The organism is Alteromonas sp. KS69 (assembly GCF_003989595.1).
GTDB lineage: Bacteria > Pseudomonadota > Gammaproteobacteria > Enterobacterales > Alteromonadaceae > Alteromonas > Alteromonas naphthalenivorans.
In genome coordinates this window covers 471,408-489,009 of record NZ_PYHU01000005.1, presented here as the reverse complement: position 1 = coordinate 489,009, position 17,602 = coordinate 471,408, and the positions used below count along the sequence as shown (strand labels likewise).

At 43.4% G+C, this 17,602-nt stretch carries 17 protein-coding genes; 9 read left to right on the top strand and 8 right to left on the bottom strand.

All coding sequences use genetic code 11. The annotated features are described in order from the left end of the window. Positions 1–5 precede the first annotated feature (5 nt). From ccmE to C7Y69_RS05500, 6 genes are read left to right on the top strand one after another with little or no spacing between them, the layout of a single operon-like run. A complete protein-coding gene (gene ccmE, locus C7Y69_RS05525; protein ID WP_126872043.1) occupies positions 6–590 on the top strand; it encodes a cytochrome c maturation protein CcmE in 585 nt (194 codons plus the stop codon). A 2-nt stretch (positions 591–592) separates the two neighbouring features. Next, on the top strand, positions 593–2,638 hold the full coding sequence (locus tag C7Y69_RS05520; RefSeq protein ID WP_126872042.1) for a heme lyase CcmF/NrfE family subunit: 2,046 nt from the start codon (positions 593–595) through the stop codon (positions 2,636–2,638). Beyond that, on the top strand, positions 2,635–3,255 hold the full coding sequence (locus C7Y69_RS05515) for a redoxin family protein (protein ID WP_013785229.1): 621 nt from the start codon (positions 2,635–2,637) through the stop codon (positions 3,253–3,255). The genes C7Y69_RS05520 and C7Y69_RS05515 overlap by 4 nt, the downstream gene beginning before the upstream one ends. Further along, positions 3,252–3,695: a cytochrome c-type biogenesis protein CcmH gene (locus tag C7Y69_RS05510; RefSeq protein ID WP_126872041.1), complete on the top strand. Its 444-nt coding sequence runs from the start codon at positions 3,252–3,254 to the stop codon at positions 3,693–3,695. Before C7Y69_RS05515 ends, C7Y69_RS05510 begins: the two co-directional genes overlap by 4 nt. Then, the gene (gene ccmI / locus C7Y69_RS05505; RefSeq protein ID WP_013785227.1) at positions 3,692–4,990 is read left to right on the top strand and encodes a c-type cytochrome biogenesis protein CcmI; all 1,299 of its coding nucleotides are present in this window, start codon (positions 3,692–3,694) and stop codon (positions 4,988–4,990) included. Before C7Y69_RS05510 ends, ccmI begins: the two co-directional genes overlap by 4 nt. Beyond that, the gene (locus C7Y69_RS05500; RefSeq protein ID WP_260563428.1) at positions 4,990–5,856 is read left to right on the top strand and encodes a VacJ family lipoprotein; all 867 of its coding nucleotides are present in this window, start codon (positions 4,990–4,992) and stop codon (positions 5,854–5,856) included. Before ccmI ends, C7Y69_RS05500 begins: the two co-directional genes overlap by 1 nt. 177 nt (positions 5,857–6,033) lie before the next feature. On the opposite strand, the gene galE is transcribed toward C7Y69_RS05500, so the two are convergent. From galE to C7Y69_RS05460, 8 genes are all read right to left on the bottom strand, one after another. Further along, positions 6,034–7,056 carry a UDP-glucose 4-epimerase GalE gene (gene galE, locus C7Y69_RS05495; protein ID WP_126872039.1) on the bottom strand — a complete coding sequence of 341 codons (1,023 nt, stop codon included), beginning with the start codon at positions 7,054–7,056 and terminating at the stop codon, positions 6,034–6,036. Next, on the bottom strand, positions 7,053–7,355 hold the full coding sequence (locus tag C7Y69_RS05490) for a DUF6170 family protein (protein WP_041452577.1): 303 nt from the start codon (positions 7,353–7,355) through the stop codon (positions 7,053–7,055). Before C7Y69_RS05490 ends, galE begins: the two co-directional genes overlap by 4 nt. 144 nt (positions 7,356–7,499) lie before the next feature. Further along, complete coding sequence (locus C7Y69_RS05485; RefSeq protein ID WP_041453010.1) at positions 7,500–9,020, bottom strand: peptide MFS transporter; 1,521 nt, start codon at positions 9,018–9,020, stop codon at positions 7,500–7,502. Positions 9,021–9,391: 371 nt separating this feature from the next. Next, complete coding sequence (locus C7Y69_RS05480; protein ID WP_013785222.1) at positions 9,392–10,516, bottom strand: capsule polysaccharide transporter; 1,125 nt, start codon at positions 10,514–10,516, stop codon at positions 9,392–9,394. An 11-nt stretch (positions 10,517–10,527) separates the two neighbouring features. Next, positions 10,528–11,202 carry an ABC transporter ATP-binding protein gene (locus tag C7Y69_RS05475; protein WP_013785221.1) on the bottom strand — a complete coding sequence of 225 codons (675 nt, stop codon included), beginning with the start codon at positions 11,200–11,202 and terminating at the stop codon, positions 10,528–10,530. After that, positions 11,199–11,978 (bottom strand): ABC transporter permease, encoded by a 780-nt coding sequence (locus tag C7Y69_RS05470; protein ID WP_126872038.1) that lies wholly within the window; start codon positions 11,976–11,978, stop codon positions 11,199–11,201. The genes C7Y69_RS05475 and C7Y69_RS05470 overlap by 4 nt, the downstream gene beginning before the upstream one ends. Before the next feature lie 2 nt (positions 11,979–11,980). Continuing rightward, positions 11,981–13,801 (bottom strand): polysaccharide biosynthesis/export family protein, encoded by a 1,821-nt coding sequence (locus tag C7Y69_RS05465; RefSeq protein ID WP_409513416.1) that lies wholly within the window; start codon positions 13,799–13,801, stop codon positions 11,981–11,983. A gap of 7 nt (positions 13,802–13,808) precedes the next feature. Continuing rightward, positions 13,809–14,213 carry a hypothetical protein gene (locus tag C7Y69_RS05460; protein WP_126872036.1) on the bottom strand — a complete coding sequence of 135 codons (405 nt, stop codon included), beginning with the start codon at positions 14,211–14,213 and terminating at the stop codon, positions 13,809–13,811. A 420-nt stretch (positions 14,214–14,633) separates the two neighbouring features. Between C7Y69_RS05460 and wecA the strand changes: the two genes are divergently transcribed. The 3 genes from wecA to C7Y69_RS05445 all read left to right on the top strand — a co-directional run bounded on the left by wecA (position 14,634) and on the right by C7Y69_RS05445 (position 17,570). Beyond that, positions 14,634–15,689 (top strand): UDP-N-acetylglucosamine--undecaprenyl-phosphate N-acetylglucosaminephosphotransferase, encoded by a 1,056-nt coding sequence (wecA, locus tag C7Y69_RS05455; RefSeq protein ID WP_126872035.1) that lies wholly within the window; start codon positions 14,634–14,636, stop codon positions 15,687–15,689. 127 nt (positions 15,690–15,816) lie between these two features. Further along, entirely contained in the window at positions 15,817–16,704 is an 888-nt protein-coding gene (locus tag C7Y69_RS05450) for a glycosyltransferase (protein ID WP_013785216.1), read from the top strand. After that, positions 16,701–17,570: a glycosyltransferase family 2 protein gene (locus C7Y69_RS05445; RefSeq protein WP_126872034.1), complete on the top strand. Its 870-nt coding sequence runs from the start codon at positions 16,701–16,703 to the stop codon at positions 17,568–17,570. The genes C7Y69_RS05450 and C7Y69_RS05445 overlap by 4 nt, the downstream gene beginning before the upstream one ends. Positions 17,571–17,602 lie beyond the last annotated feature (32 nt).

The following is a 17,602-nucleotide window of genomic DNA, read 5'->3' as shown; positions in this document are numbered from 1 at the left end:
GTGGCATGAACCCTAGAAGAAAGCAGCGTTTGGCGGTAGTGAGCATTGTTGGGCTGTTAATCGCCAGCGCAATTGGTTTAATGCTTTATGCATTAAACGACAGTATCGATTTATTTTATACACCAAGTGAAATTATTGAAGGTAAGCAAGGGCAAATGCCACATGTTGGTCAACGTCTTCGTATTGGCGGTATGGTCGTACCGGGTAGTGTGAGCCGAGACAGCAAAAGCCTAGCGGTGTCCTTTGATTTAATAGATACGGGGCCCACCGTTACGGTGACCTACACGGGGATACTGCCTGACTTGTTTCGTGAAGGCCAAGGGATCGTGGCTACCGGTGTGCTTACTTCGGCAACAGAAATTACTGCGCAAGAAGTTCTTGCTAAGCATGATGAAGAATACATGCCACCAGAGCTGGCAGAAAAAATGAAGGGCATTAAGCATGAAAAACCTGCCAATATGCCCGTCACCGATGCTTCATCTTCTTATCAGTATGAAGCAAGTCCAGAAGTAGCGTCAGAAACAGCATCAATGACGGTATCAGAGCCAAGTTCAAAGCCAAGTTTAAAGTCTAAACCAGGAGGCCAGTAACCATGGTGCCTGAGATTGGGAACATTGCATTAACACTCGCCCTAGTATTATCTATTTTGCTTGCAGTTTACCCGCTTTGGGGGGCTCATCGTCAACACGACACGCTAATGGCTACCGCAAAGCCCTTGGCGATTGGATTGTTTGTTTTTACCCTAATCGCGTATTTGTGCTTAACCTATGCCTTTGTTACCGATGATTTCAGTGTTGAGTATGTGGCGCAGCATTCCAACAGCCAGCTTCCACTTGTCTATAAAATTACTGCAGTTTGGGGCGGCCACGAAGGTTCGTTTTTGCTGTGGGTTTTAATGCTGTCAATTTGGACGGTAGCAGTCGCCATATTTAGCCGAGGTATTCCTCTTACAATGGTTGCAAGGGTGCTATCGGTGCTAGGTATGGTTGGTATTGGCTTTTATTTGTTTATGCTGCTTACCTCAAATCCCTTCAATAGTATGTTGCCGTTTTTCCCTGTCGATGGCCGAGATTTAAACCCGCTTCTGCAAGATTTTGGCATGATCATTCACCCACCAATGTTATACATGGGGTATGTAGGCTTCTCAGTGGCGTTCGCTTTTGCTATTTCTGCATTGATTTCAGGTCAACTCGATTCCACATGGGCGCGTTGGGCTCGTCCGTGGGTTATTGCTGCCTGGGCGTTTCTTACTGTGGGTATCGCCCTTGGTAGCTGGTGGGCTTACTACGAACTTGGCTGGGGGGGCTGGTGGTTCTGGGATCCCGTAGAAAACGCATCCTTTATGCCTTGGTTGGTGGGAACCGCCTTGATGCACTCTTTGGCGGTAACGGAAAAACGAAAAGCCTTTAAGTCGTGGACGGTATTACTCGCTATTGCTGCGTTTTCGTTAAGCTTGTTGGGAACCTTCTTAGTTCGCTCAGGAGTGATTGTTTCCGTTCACTCTTTCGCAAGCGACCCAACCCGTGGTCTATTTATACTCGGTATTCTTATCGTGTTGAGTGGCTTTGGCTTGTTACTATATGCCATGCGCGCTTCGGCTTTAAAGAGCCCCGGTCGATACCAAGCGTTTTCTCGTGAAGTATTGCTCATGGGTAATAATGTATTTTTGTGTGCCGCTACGTTAGTGGTGTTACTTGGTACCTTATTGCCACTGGTTCATAAAGAACTAGGGCTAGGCAGTATTTCAGTGGGGGCGCCATTTTTTAATCAAATGTTTACCCTGTTGATTGTGCCGTTTGTGTTGTTCTTAGGCCTTGGCCCTTTAACTCGCTGGAAACACCAGACTGCAGGTGCACTCAAAAATCAGTTGCTTGTCGCTGGTGGAATTGCAATAAGTGCAGCGCTTTTGGTCAATTTTAGTTACGACACGGCACAGTATATGGGTGTACTGGGCATGATACTCGTGTTTTGGATTTTGGTTACTACCGTGCAAGAAGTGTTTCAGCGCGTTAACGCTAACCCAAGTAATACCAGTACATTTACAAAACTACGCAAGCTTACGCCAAGTCATTGGGGCATGGTATTAGGCCATATCGGGTTTGCCATCAGTATTATCGGCATTACTTTAGTGTCTAACTATGAGTTAGAGCGGGATGTGCGAATGGAAGTGGGAGAAACTGTAGAGCTTGGCGGTTATGCTTTTACTTTTACCGATGTTAAGCCATTCCAAGGCCCTAATTACACCGCTGATGTGGGTGTATTTGATGTGAACAAGGCGGATGAATTTGTTGTACATTTAGAACCAGAAAAGCGTATGTATACAGTTCAGCGTATGCCAATGACAGAAGCAGCAATTCATTCTACGGTATCGCGGGATTTATTTATTGCCATGGGCGAGCCCCTTGATGATGGCGCTTGGGCAGTTCGTATTTACATAAAACCGTTTGTAGCATGGTTATGGGCGGGCGCGGTTGTCATGGCGATTGGCGGTATATTCTCGATCAGCGATAAACGCTATCGCATGACCAAAGTGAAAAAAGTGGCGAAAGCTATTAACCGCATGACAGGAAAGGCACACCCCCTTGAAGCGGATAAGAAAAATACAAGTGATGCCGGCAGTCAGGAGGTCACACAATGAAAAAGGCGCCTTTAGTTGTCATTCCATTGGTGCTGTTCTCTATGCTGGTGATTTTCTTGTTCCAAGGGTTGTTTTCAGACCCACGAGAGCTAGATTCACAAGTTAAAGGCAAGCCACTGCCCGAATTTACATTACCCGATTTAATGCAACCCGATACCACCTACACCCCAGATTCACTGAAAGGTGAGGTGACTATTGTGAATGTATGGGGAGTGTGGTGCGTAACCTGTGCGGTAGAAATGCCGTATTTAACCCAGCTTAAAAATGAGCTAGGAGTAAAGTTTGTAGGTTTGTACTTTGACCAAGATCTTGACCCTGACTTTGGGACAAAAACACTCACCCGAGTGCAACAAGAAGTTACTAGTATGCTAAGGCGTTACGGTAACCCTTATGCATTTAATATTTTTGATGTATATCGCGATACGTCTCTAGATTTAGGGGTTACTGGCGCCCCAGAACACTTTGTACTGGATGCTAACGGGGTTATTCGCATGCATCATATTGGTGATATCAACGAACGTGTATGGCAAAACAAAGTGGGGCCGCTTTATCAACAGTTAGTGGCCGAGGCCGATGGTAAAAAGGAAGCAGAAAGCACTAAGAGAGTCGGCGAATGAAACGTTTACTATTCGTTATCACTTTATTTATCGCTTTTTCTGCTTGTAGCGCTGAAGATAACTTTGCGTTTGATACGCCTGCGCAACGTGCTCAGTTTTTGAGTTTAACCGCCGAACTACGTTGCCCTATGTGCCAGAACCAGAATATTGCCGACAGTGATGCCATGATTGCCCACGATATGCGCCGTAAAGTTTATGCGTTGTTGAAAGAAGGCAAGTCTGAGCAGGAAGTTATTGATTTTATGAAAGCCCGTTACGGGGATTTTGTGCATTACCAACCACCGGTAACCATTGCCACCATGTGGCTGTGGGCTGCACCTGTGTTGTTTGTCGTTTTCGCGATTTTTTTTGTAGTACGCCGGAAGTCTTCGACAGCTCCGCAGGATATCAAAGCCAAACTGGCTAAGGCAGATGCATTGCTTGAGCAGGAAAAAGAATGAGTTGGACTGAGTTTTATATTGTTGTTTCAGGGTTAATTACCTTAGTACTTATGCTGTTGGCATTCCCTTGGCTTCGTAGAAAAAATCACGCTAAAGCGGATAACCTAAGCAACACGCAAATTGTAAAGCAGCGATTGCAAGAGCTTGAAAGAGAAGTGCAAGAAGGCTTAATCACCGAGCACGATATGCGAGTGGCTGTTGATGAACTAAAAGTCGCATTGGTTGATGAAAGTAGTTTTGAATCAACACGTACTGGCACGGCAGGTCTTCCTTTACTTATTGGTGGTCTAGTCGCCGTCGTTGCGGGTGTAGTGGTATACGCTTCGGTGAATCAATTTAGCCAAGTGCAGCGTGCCTCTGATGCTATTGCAGCGTTACCAGAGTTAAGCGCACAATTAGCCAGTGGCAATGGAAGTGATTTAGGGCCCGAAGACGTGGCTAATTTGGCATTGGCCATTCGTCAACGCCTACGAGAAGCCCCTGAAGATGATACGGGCTGGCTATATTTGGGGCGGCTTATGTTAAGCCTAGGCCAAGAAGTGCAGGCCATTGAAGCCATAGATAAGGCCGTTGCGCTAAAACCTGGAAATACGTCTCACCAAATTACGCTAGCCCAAGCTTTGATGACTACGGGTGATGTGAATAACCTCAATCGCGCACAAGGTGTGCTTAAGGGGTTATTACGCAGTACGCCAGAAAATGATAATTTAGCGCTAATGATGGCGGTGGTTTCTGCGCAGCTAGGCGATTTAGAAAACCTAACCCGTTATTACGGGCAAGTTAAAGATAAGCTACCTGCGGGTAACGATATTGGTCAGCGACTTGCCATGCGAGAGCAAGAACTTCAAGCGCAAGACGGGCAAGTGCTTGTACTAGATAATAGTCCCATAGATGAATCATCTGGTACGCAAGCGCCCGCGATTGAAAAGACGACTAGTACGAAAACAGGTTTTAATATTACCGTTAATGTATCTGATGAAGCCCGTTCAGCGTTACCGCAATCCGGCTTTCTTATTGTGTTTGCGCAAGATGCTAACTCAGAAAACAGAATGCCGGCGGCCGTGGTTAAGATCCCGTTACAAGATTTTCCTGTCACTATTGCATTAGATACGGATAATGCAATGATGCCGCAATACACATTAGACTCACTCAGCAAAGTTACGCTTACCGCTCGAGTATCTGCTGATGGCGATGTATCTGTATCGCCTGGGGAATGGGAAGGTAGTCAAGTTACCGAGGTGGCACCTCAAAACGTGAAAGACATCAACGTGATGATAGAGAAGGAATTATTGTGATTAAATTTTCAAAATGGGTCTCGGTAAGTGCGCTTTTATTAGCGAGTTTGTTAGGCGGGTGCGCAAGTCAGCAAGTGTCTCAACAAGTTGAACAAAATAGTACATCCGTTCAAGATACCAGTGATCCTAGAGATCCCCTAGAGCCTGTGAACCGCGTGATGTGGGATTTCAACTGGGAAGTATTAGATGCCTATTTACTGCGACCCATTACAGTAGGGTATGTCACGGTTATGCCTCATTTTGCACGTGTTGGATTGTTTAATGCTGCAGAAAACCTTCAAGAACCAGCAAACTTTATGAATAATATGTTTCAAGGCAAGGTAGACGACGGTTTAGATAGCCTTGCTCGTTTTGTGCTTAATTCGACCGTTGGCCTATTCGGTACTATTGATGTTGCTAACCATATAGGTATAACTAAAAAAGAAGAAGAGTTTGGTGAAACCATGGGAACATGGGGTGTAGGAACGGGGCCATTCTTAATGTTACCCGCGCTTGGCCCAAATGACCCACGCAGTTTTTCCGGTAACGTTGTAGACGGCATGGTATATCCTATGGCGATTATCGATGGGCAGTTTGCTATTGCACGTTATTTGGTTTCGTTGTTGGAAGGGCGAGCTTCATTAATTGACCAAGAGCAACAACTTGAACAGTCAGTCGATGACTATGCATTTGTAAAAAATGCGTACTTCGAAAACCTCGCATTTAAAGTTACCGATGGCAAAAGTGGTGATAAGGCATTAGATGAAGAGCAGCTTGATGATTTTGCTGAGTTCGAAGCCATGCTGGAGTATGAAGAAACGGATGTTGAAGATAACACTTCGACAGATGAGCCAGAAGAAGATGGCCCTCAAGGAAACGAGCTTTAACGAGAAGTTGCCCTAAGGGGAAAATAGCCCCTGAAGCTAAAAGGTAATTAGCCCTAACGTAGCTTTTAACTTACACAAAGAATAAAGCCCCTTAACGAAATGCCGTTAAGGGGCTTTTTTAGGTTCAGTATTCGGTGCTTGCACACTTCACTTCACGGAAGCAGCAGCATAATGTCACTAGCCTTTAGGATATCCTTGAGGGTTTTGTGATTGCCAATTCCATGTGTCTGCACACATGGCCTCTAAGCCTTTCTCAGCGTGCCAATTAAGTTCAGTAGCTGCCTTAGTCGGGTCTGCGTAACATGCCGCTACATCGCCTCCACGGCGCGGTGCTATAGCATAAGGGATTGTTTTACCCGATGCCTTTTCAAACGCTTTGATCATATCTAACACTGAGTAACCTTGACCAGTTCCCAAGTTATATTTATCAAGGCCCATATTCAAAGCAATTCTATCAATCGCTTTCAAGTGCCCATTAGCCAAGTCTTCTACGTGAATATAATCACGTACACCAGTACCATCATGGGTATCGTAATCGTCACCAAATACGCTGAGTTTTTCTAATTTTCCCGTAGCGACTTGTGAAATATAAGGCATGAGGTTGTTTGGAATACCGTTTGGATCTTCACCAATGCTGCCTGATGCGTGTGCGCCTACTGGGTTAAAGTAACGAAGTAGCACAATGTTCCATTCGCTGTCTGACACAAACAAATCAGCCAACACATGCTCTACCATTAACTTAGACATACCGTAAGGGTTGGTTGGGTGTCCCGTGGCCATGTCTTCGCGTAAAGGAAGGGCTGCAGGATCGCCATATACTGTAGCAGAAGAGCTAAACACAATATTCTTAACGTTGTGCTTTTGCATTGATTTACACAGGGTAAGCGTGCCATACACATTGTTTTCATAGTAAGACAGGGGCTGCTGAACCGATTCTCCTACGGCTTTTAGGCCCGCAAAGTGAATAACCGCATAAATCGTATGCTCGCTAAATATACCATCAAGCACAGCAGTGTCGCGAATATCACCTTGAACGAAAGTGACGGATTTTCCTGAGATAGCCTCAACACGTCTCAGTGACTCTGCACTCGAGTTCGCCAAGTTGTCCAAGACAACAACGCTGTAATCTTGTTCGAGTAGTTGAAGTACAGTATGACTTCCAATGTATCCTGCGCCACCGGTAACCAAGATGGTTTTCATGCATGCTCCTTGTCTGAATTAGGTGCCAAATGTTTAGCACAGATAGAATGTTGTATAGGCTTAACTAAAAGCGGGTACAGCAAAAATACGAGTCCCGCCCACAACAGTGATGTCCAGTTCGATGCGGTTTGTAATATAAGCACAAAAGCGGGTATGAAAACCAGTAGCTTGAGCACGTTCATGAGTGTTTTTTCTGGAACGGTCATTCGTGAAGCTGCTCTGTCTAAACGCTTAACGCGTTCAGTAAGAGGGAGACCTTTTAGCTGAGGAATATTTCGGGTGGAAAAATAAAATTTCATAGCGTACTCAAATAAAAACCGCCGACACATATTGTGTAACGGCGGTTATTGTAGGTGATTGCAGGAAAGGTTCAAACCGTAATTGGTCTAATGAGCTCTTTTCAACAAAAATTTAATCACCTGTTCCTATCTTTATTAATCAACTTAGGCTTGCGACTCAACGCCAGCTTTTTCCCAAAAACGTGATTTGAGACTCAGCAGTGCGATCACAATACCGATAGCAATACTAAACAACGCGATTTGTAGGTAAAGGTTAGGCATTTCGGCTACATTTTCAGGATCGAAATTACCTGACAATAGGCCGGCAATAATGTTACCGATAGAGTAGGTTAGAACGAAAACCCCCATCATTTGACCAGCAAAACGCTTAGGCGATAGTTTACTTACCGCACTAAGTGCAACGGGGCTTAAACATAACTCACCAACAGTATGTAAGAAGTAAGTAGTGACCAACCACATAGGGGCTACTTTTAAACCTTGAGCAGCGTACTGAGAGGCCATAAACATTACCAAGAAGCCTGTTGCCATAATCACAAGACCAATTGCACACTTAAGGGTATACGAAGGGTCAATCATACGCTTAGCAAGGTTAATCCAAAGCGCAGCGAAGAAAGGCGAAAGGATAATAATAAATAGCGAGTTAGAAAGCTGGAACCATACGGTTGGAATGGTAGAAAGCCCGAACCATGACGTGAAAATTGAACCAGCAGATAAAGCTCTGTCGGTATAGTTTTGAGCGAACAAGTTTAAAGATGAACCGGCTTGCTCAAAGCCTGACCAGAAACAAGCCGAGGCAATACAAACTAAAAATAATGCCCACATGCGTCTTTTTTCATTGTCGCTTAATGCGCCTTTGAAATAGATAAAACCAAAATAAGCAAAAAATACGACAGTGAAAAATACAGCCACTTGCTGAGCGAGTGCAAGAGGGTCAATAACAATTGTCCCCATGTGAGCAAGAACAATAACAACGACAGCTAACGCTACGGTTGTAATAACGGCTGTCCACGCGGTTTTCTTAGCGCTGCCTGTGTAAGGATTAGTTGGAGCCGTTGAGTCTGACGCTAGCGACGAGTTGGTGAAGTAATATTGAATAAGACCAATAGCCATACCAATCGCTGCCGCACCAAAGGCATAGTCCCAGCCCCAGTTTTCTTGTAGGTAACCTGTTACCAAATAGGCAATAAGAGAGCCGATGTTGATACCCATATAATAAAGGGCATAACCACTGTCCCTGCGAGCATCATCATCGCCATACTGCTGCCCTACCATGGCCGAAATATTGGGTTTTAATAGGCCAGTCCCAGTTGCTACAAGGATTAAACCTACAAAAAATAAGTTCTGTAAGTCGATAGCAAGTACCACATGGCCTAAGAAGATGATAATACCACCGTACCACACGGCTTTTTTACCACCGATGAGACGGTCAGATAACCAACCTCCTGGTAAACCTAAAAAGTAAACTGCGCCGGTATAAAGGCCGTAAATTGCCCCTGCGGTGGCTACCGTAAAACCAAGCCCTTGAGTTTGTAGGCTGGCTGTCATAAATAAAACAAGAAGGGCACGCATACCGTAATAACTCATGCGTTCCCACATTTCTGTGAAAAACAGCGTTCGAAGGCCCCCTGGATGGCCGAAAAAGCTGGTGTCGTTAGATTTTTTTATAGTCACGTTATCATTCCATATTAATTATGGTTGTTATAGTAGAGTGCTTAATGCATACACTCTTTTGATATAGGTCCAATAAAGGATAAGCCGTTATACTAAAGCTCGAGTGAAGACACAAGATTTGGGCGATAAACTCTACTTTTAAGCCTGTCAAAAGCACGTTTTGTTTGAAAATTGAGCGTTGCCGCTTGGGTTGCTCTTTATGCTTTTCGCGGGCTGGCGCTAAAAATATGAGGGAATAGCTTACTGCCTGTCGTTTACTTGAAAATTTGTATCGCACTCTTTTTTACGACGAATGTATTACTACGAATGCTATTAAGAATATAGCAGCGAAGTGCGATACAAATCAGGTTTCAAGGTATTGTCCGTTATAGCTCTCTAATTGTAGCTAATACAATTCGAATGATGCCATAAAGCAATAAAAGTATTACGCCAAATAACACCAAATTGTAAACCACTGTTGGGTACTTATTGTCATCCGGCAGAGTAGGCGTCTCAATAGTTACTAAGTGCTGTAATTTCTGATAGGTTTCCACTCGGGCATTTTCAAGGGTAATCAGTGAAGAAGAAAATGCTTGTATAGCTAACTGTAACTGAACCTGTAGGTTGCTGTATTGCGCCATCAGTTCACCTACGGAAAGGTCAGTATCAGAGCTATCTGGGTCAGTGGTACTAATCTGCTCTTTGCGCTTATTAATTTCACTCTGCAGTGCACCAATTTCTCGCTTGATATTAATCACCTCAGGAGCAGCATCAGACATCATGGTTGAAATGGTACTCAACTCTGCTTTCTTTTGTGCCAAGGTGGCTTCTAACGAAAATGCAATTTGCTGGAAAGCTGCGCCTTCTGCGGTAGGGTCAAGCACATTATATTTTGACTGAAAGCCTAAAATTTCTGTTTTAGCTTGTTGAAGTTTTTGCTCAACAATCTCGTGCTCACCCTTAGCGAAGGTTAGCTTTGATTTGGCTAGATTGTTGTTGATATTGTTTATAAATTCTTCCGCTTTTACCACAATAGCTTGGTTTATGACTTGCGCGAATTCGGGGTTAAAAGCACGGGTACGAAGTGAAATAACAGAAGAGGCTGAATCTACACTCACTTCAACGTGGTCTAAGTAAAACTGATAGAAGCTTTCCTGCTTATGAGAACTTGATAAGCCGCTAAAAAAGTCGGCCTCGTCAGACATGTAATGTTCTCTTAGGTTAATGGTCTCATCCAAGTACTTAATCATGTCTGCAGATTTGATATAAGCTTCTACTAGTTGGCTTTCATTTCCCATGCCGCCAGAGCTAATACCTGCCGACATCAGTAATGAAGATGGGTCGAAACTACTGCCGCCATCACTTGATTTTACGATTAACTGACTTTGGCTTTCGTATTGAGGTGCAGCCCATACAATGAGATAGAAGGCATATAAAAACCAAGGCAGCACAAGCAAAAGCGTTTTATGCTGTTTCATCAGTTCATTCAGCTTAGTAAGAGTTTTTTCCACGTGTAATAAACCTATTTTAACGATTTTTTGTTAGCTGCATCTTGCGTGTACACGTCAATGCCTTCTTCGAGATCAGCGTAATACGATAATTTACCATCATCTATAATGACGGCGGATGTACAGAATTCTCGAATTTGATCGAGTTCATGACTTACCATGATAACGCCGGCAGTTTCACTTTTTTCTTTAAGTGACGCTCTGGCTTTTTTTCTAAAAAGTGGGTCGCCTACAGAAGTGGCTTCGTCAATAAGATAAATATCAAAGTCAATATTCATACAACAAGCAAATACAAACTTAGCCCGCATACCTGATGAGTAAGTGCGCACGGGTAAGTCAAAGCGCTTATCTAACTCAGCAAAAGCTTGAACCTTCTCTTCGTATTCCGGTAACGACGCCACGTTATTGATACGACCGATGAAACGTGTGTTCTCACGGCCTGTCATTTGGGGATGCACGCCTGTTTGCAGTGCAACTGGCCATGACATCGCTTTATTAGTAAGCACGCGCCCTTTATCAGGGTATTCACTCTTCGCTAACATGCGAAACAAGGTGGATTTACCCGCACCGTTTTTACCCAATATGGCTACGTTGTTCTCGGTTGGAAAATCAAAGTTAAGATTTTTAAATATATATTGGGGCCCCATTTTACTTGGGTAGCTTTTTGTCACGTTCTCTAGTTTGATCATCGTGACAATACCTTTTTCCACGTAATGTGATACAGAGAAAGACTCAAGAATAAGAATACAATGGTAATTTCTACCACAAAGCTAAACGATACCCCTTTATGTCCGTAAGACTCAAAACAAGCATATCGAGCAAGCTCGTTAAAGTGGACTAGTGGATTCCAAGTGAAATACGGCCAGAGGTATTCGGGCAAATCTTGAAGGCTGAAAAATACACAGGAAATAAACATAAGGGGGCGTGTAAGCATTGATTTTATTTTGTCTACTTCAGGAACGAAAGCAAGCGCAATACCAAACACCAAACCAATTGAAACAGAGAATAGCCAAAGTAGGATGTAAAGGGTGATCAACAGCAGTGGGTCATGAATCTCAAAGCCATCACCCAAAAGATAAAGTGACAACGCAAGGAGTGCAATCACTACGGTTTTTATCGATAATTCTACAAAGCCCGCAGTCACTACAGCGGCAAGCGGTTGAACCTGCCTAAACGCATACAAAGGTTTATTGCGGCGAATAGACGTGGACACTGATTGAAGGTTGGTGGTTAGGGTTTGCAGACCAACGAGCCCAATCATCATAAATATGAATAATGGTATAGAGTGAACATCGTCACCGCTGATCAAGCCTCTTATAAACGAAAGGGCAGCAATGAAAATAAAAGGCTCTATAAAGGCCCAGCTGAGCCCAAATTTATCATTGAACTTACTTTGAAACTCACGCAGGAAAAGTGCGAAAATCACACTTCTCCAAGCGTAAACTTGTTCTTTGAACGTTACCATAACTAGTCTGTGGCTACGTTCGCAGCAATGGCGATTTGATAGACAATTTGCGTAATATCTTTTACTGCCTGAAGCACTTTGGTATCAATAGCCGGCAGTACAATGATTTGATCGCCAGGTAATAATTTAGCGCCACTGCCGTTAGCCGTTAAAATACCATTATCAATATTAGCAAACGCAACGTTGCCATTTTTGCGCACAATCAAGATACGCTCATCTTCAGCCCGTTCGGTAAAACCGCCAGCCCATGCAATATAATCTTCAGTATCTGCGTCAGGGTTAAATACAACCGATTGAGGGAGTAAAACTTCGCCACCAATATGAATAAGATCCGTAATTTCTGGGATCACAATCGTATCATTAGGTTCTAAAAGAATGTTCGCAGTGTCGCCATTTTCAGACACAACCACGCGGCCTTGGGGTTCAACTTGGCGTGCTCTGGCAATAAAATCAGCTACAAGTTGAGCTTCCTGTGCGCGAATAGCACCTTCACCGGTAGAACTGATAGGAGCAGTATACATACTGCGCTCTAATCGCTCTAAGCCTTGCTCGATAATTTCTCTTTGCTTTATAGCAACACTTTCTCGCAGGAGATAAATATTCTGCGTATCGGACAAGGTTGTATCAGCTTCAATATGATCAAGCACATCAAGCAAGCGTGTACCTTTGTCTACCATCAATTGTGATGCACCTGAAAATGCGCCAGCTACATTAATACGATAAATTTGTGCTTCATTATCAGCCACGTACTCTACTGTATCGCCGGCTTTTAAAGGCAAGCTTTCAAAGTCGGTTAAGCTTAAGTAACGTGCAAACTGTTTATTATCTCTTACGCCAGCGACAGAAGCATGAGAAGCAAATTCACCCGGTCGTGCAAAGTAGTTCACTACCTCGCCAGTGAGTTCCTCATCTGAAAACTCAAAGGTGAAACTATTTCTGGCACCGGTTTCCACCACGATAGTATTGCCGATAGGGCGAACTAATATGGTGTCACCATCTTTAAAAGAAATTTTTGGAAGCTTGCCGTTCCTGAAAAATGCATATAAATCAGCGGTTGCAATAACTTCGTTGTCGCGAATAACATCTATTTTACGGAAGCTACCACGTTGAAAATCGATACCTCCCGCCCGTTTCAAGTAATACAGAACACTATCAGATGCTAAGCCCGCATATTGCCCAGGACGTAAAATTGGACCAGAAACATAGACTGCCACAGGTGTTGAAGTAAGTAGGTTGACGTATACGTTTACATCGTTGGTATAAACCTGACGAATTTTACTACTGACTGTCTGGTTTACTGAACCCGCTGGCGTGTTAGCAACCCGAATTGGGCCAATATTGGGTATAAATATGTTGCCTTGGTTATCAACAGTAGAAACATCTGAATAATTGATTGCACCCCAAAGCCATATAGAAATTTTATCCCCAGGCGCAACCAAGTAGTTATCGTTTAAACCTGTGGTTCTTTCTGACTCGAAGCCGCCAAGAAAAAGGTTCGCAGCAAACGGTGGGTTAGCCATTGCTTTTTGTTGGGGGAAAACACTTTCAATAGTCGGCTCACCCGGAAGAGAAAGGCCGTCTCTTGGCTGAGTGCTAAATTGCCCCATTGTACTTTGTGCGCTACCTGCGCCGGGCAGTGTACGTTGACTCTGAACGCTGAGAGGGGACACGCCAGCTGCAGTACTAGAGGTTGATGACGAGCCTGTTTGTTGGGCGCGTTGTCTTAACTGTTCTATTTGTTCCGCACTCTGCGCGTAAACTGTTTGAGAAAATAAACTGATTGAAAGTACAGCTGCAGCGGTAAAAGAAACTAAATTTAACAACTTCAACTTATTCTCCTCGTGATTGAGCCGAGGCTACTAATGGGCTCAAAATAGACCAAGCTCCGTCGCGTTTACAAACGGTAACCTTGTCTTTGGTATATTCATTTTTGGACTGGGTGGCAGAAAGTGTAGCTTGAAAGCGAATGCAGTCGTTACCGGTTGCCGAGGTATACAATTTAGTCGCCTCGTAATCAATGCCTTCAAGCATAATTTGAATGCTCTGGCCCTGACTAAACGAAGAATTTAAATTTGGAATGCTTATTGCTACACCTTCTTCGGCAGACAAAGAGTATGCTAGCGAAGCGTGTACTAGTGGAATATCGGCGGTTGTCGATTTAGGCACATTACTGCACGCCGCGAGCAAGCTGGTAAGCGCAACAAGTAAGAAAGCCCTATTTTGCGTATTTAACATTGACTGTCATATCCATATAGCAATTTGGCGCTAGGATACCATAAGAATAAAAAAAAACATGTTTTCGTCACGGGTTCGGCATGAATTACGTTTTGATGGATGCTTATTTGCTCTAAAGACAGTGTTCACAAGGCATTGTGTATGAAATTTGTTCAAAGTGTTGTGTTAATTAGCCTGGATTCATTCTGTTACAAAAGTTTTTGCTACTAAGGGTGGTTACAACAAAGAATGTTTATTATGATAAGGAGGGTTTTCCTATCCTGTTTAAATAAAAGAATGAAACCCTCGGTAGGTCGTTAAAGGACGTTGTTTTAATATGGATACCAATTTGGTTCACATGTCACACTTTAGAAGAACACCTATCAGTGAAGCACTGATTGTTGGTGGTATGGGCCGTGGTGGCACGAGGTTTTGTTTAATATGTTAGCGTACCTGCAGTTTGTTCCCCTTTTTACTGCGTTTTTTGTAGCTCTCATTTTGTTAGTGGTGATGACACCGTTAGCACATCAATTTGGCTTGGTTGATCAACCAAGCGCAAGAAAGCGCCATGCGGGCATTATCCCATTGACTGGCGGCGTCGCCATCTTTATGGCGGTATTGGTTGCGAGTGTTGCTACTGATGTATGGATGAAAAATAATCCTCTATTTTTTACTGCTTCTGCTTTTGTTGTGCTTCTTGGTATGCTTGACGACCGTTTCGACTTAAGTGCCAAAGGACGTCTAATGTGTCAATTCGGTGTGGCTTCAATTATGGCGTGGAGTGCGCAAAATTATGTCACCTCGTTAGGTAATATTTTTGGTAATGGCGATATTGCGTTAGATATAAGTGGGTATTTCTTTACTGTTATTTGCGTAGTGGGTGTTATCAATGCCTTTAATATGATTGATGGTATAGATGGTCTTGCAGGAGGCATGAGTTTGGTCATCCTGCTTACCTTGGCGGGGTTTCTCACTGCTACTGGCAACGGTGCTGCCATTATGGAACCGTTAATTATTGTGGCTGCCATCGTACCTTTCTTGGCCTTTAACTTAAGTTGGAAGGGTTTTAAAGGAAATAAAATATTTATGGGCGATGCGGGCAGTATGTTCGTGGGCCTAACGATAGTATGGTTATTAGTCGACCATACCCAAGGTGATAGTGCTGCATTTAGACCGATTACCGCCGTGTGGTTGGTTGGATTGCCATTGATGGATATGGCGGCCATTATGTACCGTCGTGCACGCAAAGGGCAGTCTATGCTCCGCCCCGACCGCCAACACTTACATAATATTTTTATGCGTGCTGGGTTATCGAGTCGTCAATCTCTCATCGCGATACTATGCATGGGCGCCTGTTATTGCGTAATTGGGATCTTGGGTGAAATATACCTTGTGCCTGAATACGTCATGTTTTGGGGTTTTATTTGTTTACTTGTCTTGTATAGTATCGTCATTCAGAACATTTGGAGCGTACTTCGCTTTATCAAAAAGCGTTAGAGTAATATTTCTAATGCGTTGATAAATTGAATGCTAGAAACAAATTTCGAACGCCGGTGTAATAAGATTAGAAAGCGCTTTTCTTTTACTTTCCCATGTATCAACGCTTTAAAATTGGTAATTCTGTTTGGACTCAAACCTTTCAATTCTTCACAACAACTATAAGAAAAAACGTGTTGAAACCTTAGTCGCCATGGCGGTTTACGGGGGAGACAAGGTTGAGTGGGTAGAGCAAGCAATTGATAGTATCCTCAATCAGACCTATCAAGACTTTGTCTTTACCATTGTAATTGACGGGGAAATCTCCGTTAAGATGATGAATAAACTCAAAGATAAAGCCTTTTCTGATCATAGGATTATACTAGCCCAAAATGTGACTAAACCTGGTTTGGCTAGCTGCATGAACAAAGCGGCTGAATGGGGATTATCGTTGAACCCTTCCTACTTCGTGAGAATGGATGCGGATGATATCTCGATTTCTACTCGACTCGCACGGCAAATAAGTTACTTGCGAAAGCATGCTTATATATCAGTACTGGGTTCAGCACTGACAGAAATAAACGAGCATGGTGGCAAAGTGGGGGCGCGAGTTATGCCTTCATCTCACAAGCAAATTGTCAGCATATTACCACGGCGGTGCTCACTGAATCATCCAACTGTAGTAATACGTTACACGGTGTTTGAACAGGGTTATAGATACGACAGCAACCTAATGAACACACAAGACTATTTTCTTTGGGTAACCCTGGCTTCTAACGGCTTTGTATTTAGAAACCTTAAAGATCGTTTATTGAACTTCAGACGCGTAAACAACTTTTATAAGCGTAGAGGCTTTAGTAAATCACTCAACGAATTTAGAGCAAGGTTCAATGCCATGCTTAAACTAAAAAAGTTAACGCCTTACAATGCTGCATATGCATGTGGTGTGCTAGCGCTTCGATTGATGCCAGGTAAAGTCGTTAAATTAGCGTATAAACTCGATCGTCATTTATTGGATAGGTTTGGTAAACATTGAACTGTGGAATTGTCGTTGTACTTTATCACCCTGATATTCAACATGTGCAATCACTCATCGATGGGTTCATTCACTGTGAATGGCCGATTGTATTAGTCGACAATTCTTCTGAAAAAACTGTCTTATCGCTTTCTTCTCACTGCCAGTACTTCCATTATCCTGAAAACGTAGGCATTGCCGAGGCTCAGAATGTAGGCCTCAATTATCTATTTAAAAATGGTCTTTCACATGCGGTGGTGCTAGATCAAGATAGTCTATTTACGGTAAATATGGCAGTAGACTTATTAGCTCAGTACCACGAGCTTGAGCGTTCCCATAAAATAGCGGCACTTGGCCCTTCAATACATTGTCAATTTACTGATAAGGTTGCCGTAGGCCGAGTTCAAAAGGGACGTCAAATCGATAGCAAGGTTAGAGAAGTAAAACAAATTATTGCTTCAGGTATGATGCTATCTTCTTCAGCATTTTCTAAAGTCGGAAATAAAGAAACAGGCTTATTCATAGACGGTGTGGATCATGAGTGGTGCTGGCGCGCCAATAAGCTCGGTTTTTCTATATTTCAGTCTTTATCAGTATGCATGCCGCACCGTCAGGGCGATGATCGTGTAAAGGTGCTAGGCCTAACATTCAAGCAAGGCGCACCCATTCGACTTTACTATCAAATGAGGAACGTATTACTCTTAGCGCGAAGGGGATATGTACCACTTTATTGGAAGTGCCGTCATCTTCCCGCAATACCGCTACGTTATATTGTCAATCGATTCTATTTTCCTGATGGGAAGAAGCGTGGGCATTATTTATTGAAAGGGCTGGCCGACGGTATTAGTGCGAAGAAAGGAAAGATTCAAGAGCCTAGTATAAAGTAGGCTTTACGTTGTTTATGCAATGGTTTTAGTTG

Excerpts from the sequence above, each read along its gene's own strand:
- ccmE (WP_126872043.1), top strand. The coding sequence starts at position 6 with ATGAACCCTAGAAGAAAGCAGCGTTTGGCGGTAGTGAGCATTGTTGGG.
- C7Y69_RS05520 (WP_126872042.1), top strand. The coding sequence starts at position 593 with ATGGTGCCTGAGATTGGGAACATTGCATTAACACTCGCCCTAGTATTA.
- C7Y69_RS05515 (WP_013785229.1), top strand. The coding sequence starts at position 2,635 with ATGAAAAAGGCGCCTTTAGTTGTCATTCCATTGGTGCTGTTCTCTATG.
- C7Y69_RS05510 (WP_126872041.1), top strand. The coding sequence starts at position 3,252 with ATGAAACGTTTACTATTCGTTATCACTTTATTTATCGCTTTTTCTGCT.
- ccmI (WP_013785227.1), top strand. The coding sequence starts at position 3,692 with ATGAGTTGGACTGAGTTTTATATTGTTGTTTCAGGGTTAATTACCTTA.
- galE (WP_126872039.1), bottom strand. The coding sequence starts at position 7,056 with ATGAAAACCATCTTGGTTACCGGTGGCGCAGGATACATTGGAAGTCAT.
- C7Y69_RS05490 (WP_041452577.1), bottom strand. The coding sequence starts at position 7,355 with ATGAAATTTTATTTTTCCACCCGAAATATTCCTCAGCTAAAAGGTCTC.
- C7Y69_RS05475 (WP_013785221.1), bottom strand. The coding sequence starts at position 11,202 with ATGATCAAACTAGAGAACGTGACAAAAAGCTACCCAAGTAAAATGGGG.
- C7Y69_RS05470 (WP_126872038.1), bottom strand. The coding sequence starts at position 11,978 with ATGGTAACGTTCAAAGAACAAGTTTACGCTTGGAGAAGTGTGATTTTC.
- C7Y69_RS05460 (WP_126872036.1), bottom strand. The coding sequence starts at position 14,213 with ATGTTAAATACGCAAAATAGGGCTTTCTTACTTGTTGCGCTTACCAGC.
- wecA (WP_126872035.1), top strand. The coding sequence starts at position 14,634 with ATGTTAGCGTACCTGCAGTTTGTTCCCCTTTTTACTGCGTTTTTTGTA.